Source organism: Kocuria sp. ZOR0020 (genome assembly GCF_000800955.1).
GTDB classification, from domain to species: domain Bacteria; phylum Actinomycetota; class Actinomycetes; order Actinomycetales; family Micrococcaceae; genus Kocuria; species Kocuria subflava.
The window spans coordinates 1-4,664 of sequence record NZ_JROX01000211.1; the positions used below are offsets into that span (position 1 = coordinate 1).

3 protein-coding genes are annotated in these 4,664 nt (G+C 65.0%); all 3 read right to left on the minus strand.

All coding sequences use genetic code 11. The features are described from left to right. Positions 1–41: 41 nt before the first annotated feature. A complete protein-coding gene (locus L979_RS11640; RefSeq protein WP_047692377.1) occupies positions 42–758 on the minus strand; it encodes a hypothetical protein in 717 nt (238 codons plus the stop codon). 145 nt (positions 759–903) lie between these two features. Beyond that, positions 904–3,480, minus strand: a complete 2,577-nt coding sequence (pheT, locus tag L979_RS11645) for a phenylalanine--tRNA ligase subunit beta (RefSeq protein WP_047692378.1) — start codon at positions 3,478–3,480, stop codon at positions 904–906. 1 nt (position 3,481) lies between these two features. Further along, positions 3,482–4,603 carry a phenylalanine--tRNA ligase subunit alpha gene (pheS, locus tag L979_RS11650; protein ID WP_081994413.1) on the minus strand — a complete coding sequence of 374 codons (1,122 nt, stop codon included), beginning with the start codon at positions 4,601–4,603 and terminating at the stop codon, positions 3,482–3,484. Positions 4,604–4,664: the final 61 nt, after the last annotated feature.

Here is a 4,664-nt window from a genome sequence, read left to right on the forward strand (position 1 = left end):
CCGTGATGTCCTTGGTGTTCTTGTGAGAGCGCGCCGGGGCCTCAGTCACGGTCCCGGCGGCGCAACCACAGGGCACCAGCAATGCCTGCCGCCAAGGTTACCAACGCTGCTGCGGCCAGCAACCAGCCCTTGACCTGCTGCTGGCTCACACTGCGGTCTGTGACCGCACCGTCCAGGCTTCCGTGTTCCTCCGTGGAGAGCACCTGCAAGGTGTCGTCCTCCACACCCAGCACAATGTCCGCGCTCTGATCAAAGTCACCGGTCACCTCACCGATGTCCGTACCGCGGACCTCCGCGGCCTGACCGGGGCGAGCAAAAATCGGGTCCGCCATGCCGGAGTCGAACCGCTGATTGGCCACCTCCGGATCATCCGGCAGCGCGATCTGGTAGACGGGGTTGAACCCGCTGCCTTCCAGGGCATTGGTCATGTTGGAGTAGTGCCCGCTGACCACCCAGGTGTCATTGGCCCATCCGCGCAACTCGTCTGCGCGCTGGAAAGCGTTGTGGGAAAAAGCCACCAGCAGCACCGCCAGCAACAGCCCCAGGATGGCCACACCCACGGAAGACCACGTCACGGAAGAATCACTGGAGGATTCTGCGTCCAGTCGGTTGAATCCCTGCAGCGGGTCATCTCCGCCTGTCTGGTGGGCGTCCTCGACCGAGCCCTCAACTGCATTCGGCTCCCGTTCCGGGACCGCGTCACCGCCCAGAAGGTCGGACTGCTCGTTGCCGTCGTCAAAGAGGTTGTGCTTGTCCATCGTCTGCTCCTGCCGGGTCAGGTTGTGAGGTGCGGCAGAGCCGAGTCTGCCGCACCACCAATCCACGGTCTGATGAGGGAAGTGTGAGCACCCCGCGGGCCGTCATGCTGTCTCCCACGGTAACGCCCGCACCGGATGCGGTGAGTCATCCGCGCAAAACGGCGCCGTGACGCTCAGCGGCCAAAGCCACCGCCGCTTCACGTGAGGCCGAAGCCTCATCAGCGGTCAAGGTGCGGTCCGGGGCACGGAAGCGCATGCCAAGAGCCACGGACTTCTGTCCTGCCGGAAGTCGATCACCCTGGTAGACGTCAAAAACGCGGACGTCTTCCAGGAGATCTCCGGCGCCTTCGCGCAGTGTGGTGACCAGAACACCCGCCGGAAGATCGGCATCCACCAGCAGCGCCACGTCTTGAGTGGCAGCGGTGTGCACGGAAAGATCCTGCGCCTGGACGCCATCTGGCCGGGCTGCCAGCAGAGCATCCAGGTCCAACTCCACGGCACACGTGCGCTCGGGCAGGTTGCCGGCAGCCACGATCTGCGGGTGCAGTTCACCGGCCCAGCCAACCAGCGCGCCGTCGGCCGTGGTGAACGTGGCCGTACGTCCCGGGTGGAAGCCCTGGTGCGAGCCATTGGCGACCTCCATCTCCACGCCCAAGGTGTCAGCCACCATGAAGGCGTAGTCAACGGCGTCCTGCCACCCCAGGGTTCGGGCTCCCATGCCCGGGGCCGTGGGAGCTTCCTGACCAGCCAGAACCACACCCACGCGCCATGGTTGCTCGGGGATGCCGGCGTTGACATCGGCCAGGACGTCGTCGTCGAGCTTGAGGCCACCGGCCGGTACGTGACGGGATCCCACCTGGCTTGCCGGGAGGAATACCAGACCGGCCTGGAACAGTGCCAGGTCCCGGAAGCCACGCGAGTGGTTACGCCGCAGCGTTTCCAAAAGACCGGGCAGCAGGGAGACCCGCATCCAACCTTTGGCCTCGGAAATCGGGTTGAACAGTTTGATGCTGGGAACGTGGGTGCCCGCCCGCGCGTCACCCCAGAGGTTGTTCTCTGCCTGGGACACGAACGGGTAGTCCAACACCTCGGTCAGACCGGCTGCAGCCAGCGTGTTCATCACACGACGACGCCCGATCTGCTGCCGCGTCAGTCCCCGCCCGGGAGGTGCCACGGGCAGGCGGGACGGAATCTTGTGGTAGCCGTCCAGCCGCGCAACTTCCTCTGCCAGGTCCTCCTGGGCCACCAGGTCTGAACGCCACGACGGCGGGGTGACCATCCATGCGGTCTGCCCTTCACCTGCGGTGGTGGACTCCAGGGAACAGCCGATCTGGATCAGGAGTTCCTCGATGCGTTCTGGCGAATACTCCACACCCACGCGCTGAGCCGGGTAGTCCGCCTCCAAGCGCACCGCCTGCGGCTCAGGCCGTTGACCCGCCACCACGTCTCCGGCGGCGTCCTGAGCTGAGCCACCGGCCAATTCCACCAGCAGTTCCACCGCGCGCTGGGCTGCGGCGGCCTGAATGGTGGGATCCACCCCGCGCTCAAAGCGCTTGGAGGCCTCAGACGGCAGTCGGTGCCGCCGTGCGGAACGAGCGATGGTGATGGGGTCAAAATGAGCGGCTTCCACCAGTACGTCAGCGGTCTGCGCGCTGACCTCGGTGGAGGCCCCGCCCATGACTCCGGCGATTCCAATAGGGCCGGAGGCATCCGTGATCAGCAGGTCCTCGGGATCCAGCGTGCGCTGCTTGTCATCCAGCGTGGTCAGGGTCTCCCCGGCCTGGGCGCGACGCACGGTGATCTTGTCCTGAAGTGTGGCCAGGTCATAGAAGTGCAGAGGCTGGCCGAACTCCAACATCACGTAGTTGGAGATGTCCACGGGCAAGCTCAAGGACCGAATGCCGGCCAGACGCAGGCGGGAAGCCATCCACGGCGGCGTGGGTGCCTCCGGGTTGATGCCCGTGACCACGCGGGTCACAAAACGATCGCATCCGGGCACCCCGTTGATGGGGTTCTGATCGGCCAGCTCGACCGGGAATCCGGCGTCGTCGTTGGCCTGCGGCGCGCGGTCTGCAGCATCCAGCACAAAGTCGTGGAAGGGCTGGTTCACGGCGTGACTGTATTCGCGGGCCACACCGCGGATGGAAAAGCCGTAACCGCGGTCCGGGGTCACGTTGATCTCAGCAGCTTCGTCGTAGAGGCCCAGCAGCTCCAGCGCGTCCGCGCCGATCTCCGGGTCCAGTCCGATGCGGGAGAGCACCAAGATGCCGTCGTGATCCTCACCGATCCCCAGTTCGCGCACAGAGGCGATCATGCCTGCGGAGGTGTGGCCGTAGGTCTTGCGCGGGGTGATGCGGAAATCACCGGGCAACACGGCACCGGGCAGGGTGACCACCACCTTGTCCCCGACCTCAAAATTGTGCGCACCACACACTATGCCCTGAACACCGGTCGGGTCGATCCCCTTCCCGGTCAAAGTCTGCTCCTGGCCCTCAGGAACCACGCGGACCTGGCACCAGTTCACGGTCTTGCCGTTGGAGTGCTCCTCCGGCTCACGGGAGAGCACCTGGCCCACCACCACGGGGCCCTGGATCTCATCCGTGGGGCGGTGGACTTCCTCTTCCTCAAAGCCCACGGTGACCATGGTGTCCAAAACCTGCTCAGCGGTGGCGTCCTCCGGGACGGGCGCGTACTCACGCAGCCATGACAAAGGAACTCGCATTTCAGACCTCCATCCCGAAGTGCTGGGTGAAGCGAACATCGCCTTCAACCATGTCGTGCATGTCAGGCACGTTATTGCGGAACATCAACGTTCGGTCAATTCCCATGCCGAACGCGAACCCTGAATAAACCTCCGGGTCCACACCGGCAGACCGCAGAACGTTGGGGTGGACCATGCCGCAGCCGCCCCACTCGATCCAGCGGGGACCGCCCTTGGCGTTCGGGTGCCACACGTCCATCTCCGCTGACGGTTCTGTGAAGGGGAAGAAGTTCGGCCGCAGGCGGATCTGTGCCTCCGGGCCCAGGATCTGCCGGGCAAAGTGCTCCAACGTGCCCTTGAGGTCCGCCATGGACAGACCCTTGTCCACGGCCAGACCCTCGATCTGGTGGAACACGGGGGTGTGCGTTGCATCCAGCTCATCGGTGCGGAACACACGGCCCGGTGCCACAACGTACAGGGGTAGGTCACGAGTCAGCAGGGAACGCATCTGCACCGGGGAAGTGTGGGTGCGCAGCACCAGGTGAGAGTCCAGGGGATCCACAAAGAAGGTGTCCACCAGCTGGCGGGCCGGGTGATCCGGCTTGAAGTTCAGGGAGTCGAAGTTGTACCACTCGGACTCGATCTCCGGACCCTCGGCCACCTCCCAGCCCATACCCACAAAGATGTCAGAGGCCCGCTCCATGAGCGTGCTGATGGGATGCCGCCCACCGATCCGGCGCCTGCGCCCGGCTGCCGTGACGTCCACGGCCTCCTCCACCAGGATGCGTTCGGCATGCTCAACCTCAAGAACCTCCTGGCGTACGGCAATGGCCTTGTTCACGCGACCCCGGGCCTGGCCCATGAGCTTGCCAGCCACGGCCTTCTGGTCCTTGGGCAACTTGCCGATCTTGCGGTTGCCCAGTGCCAGCGGAGACTTCTCACCGGTGTGCGCCAAACGCACGGTCTTGAGCTGGTCCAGATCCGCTGCTGCCTGGATCTCACCCAGCGCCGTCTCCACGGCAGCATTCACAGCAGCCTCATCCGTGGGCTCAACAGCCACATCCGTTGCTCCGTCCGCCACGGGGTCGACCTGCGGTGCGATCTGCTCCTCCCCCGGCGTTGTCTCAGGTGTGCGTTCGGACATGCGGCTTCCTGACCTCTGCTTTCGGTGACGTTCTCCCGCCAGGGGCGCATACGCCATGGTG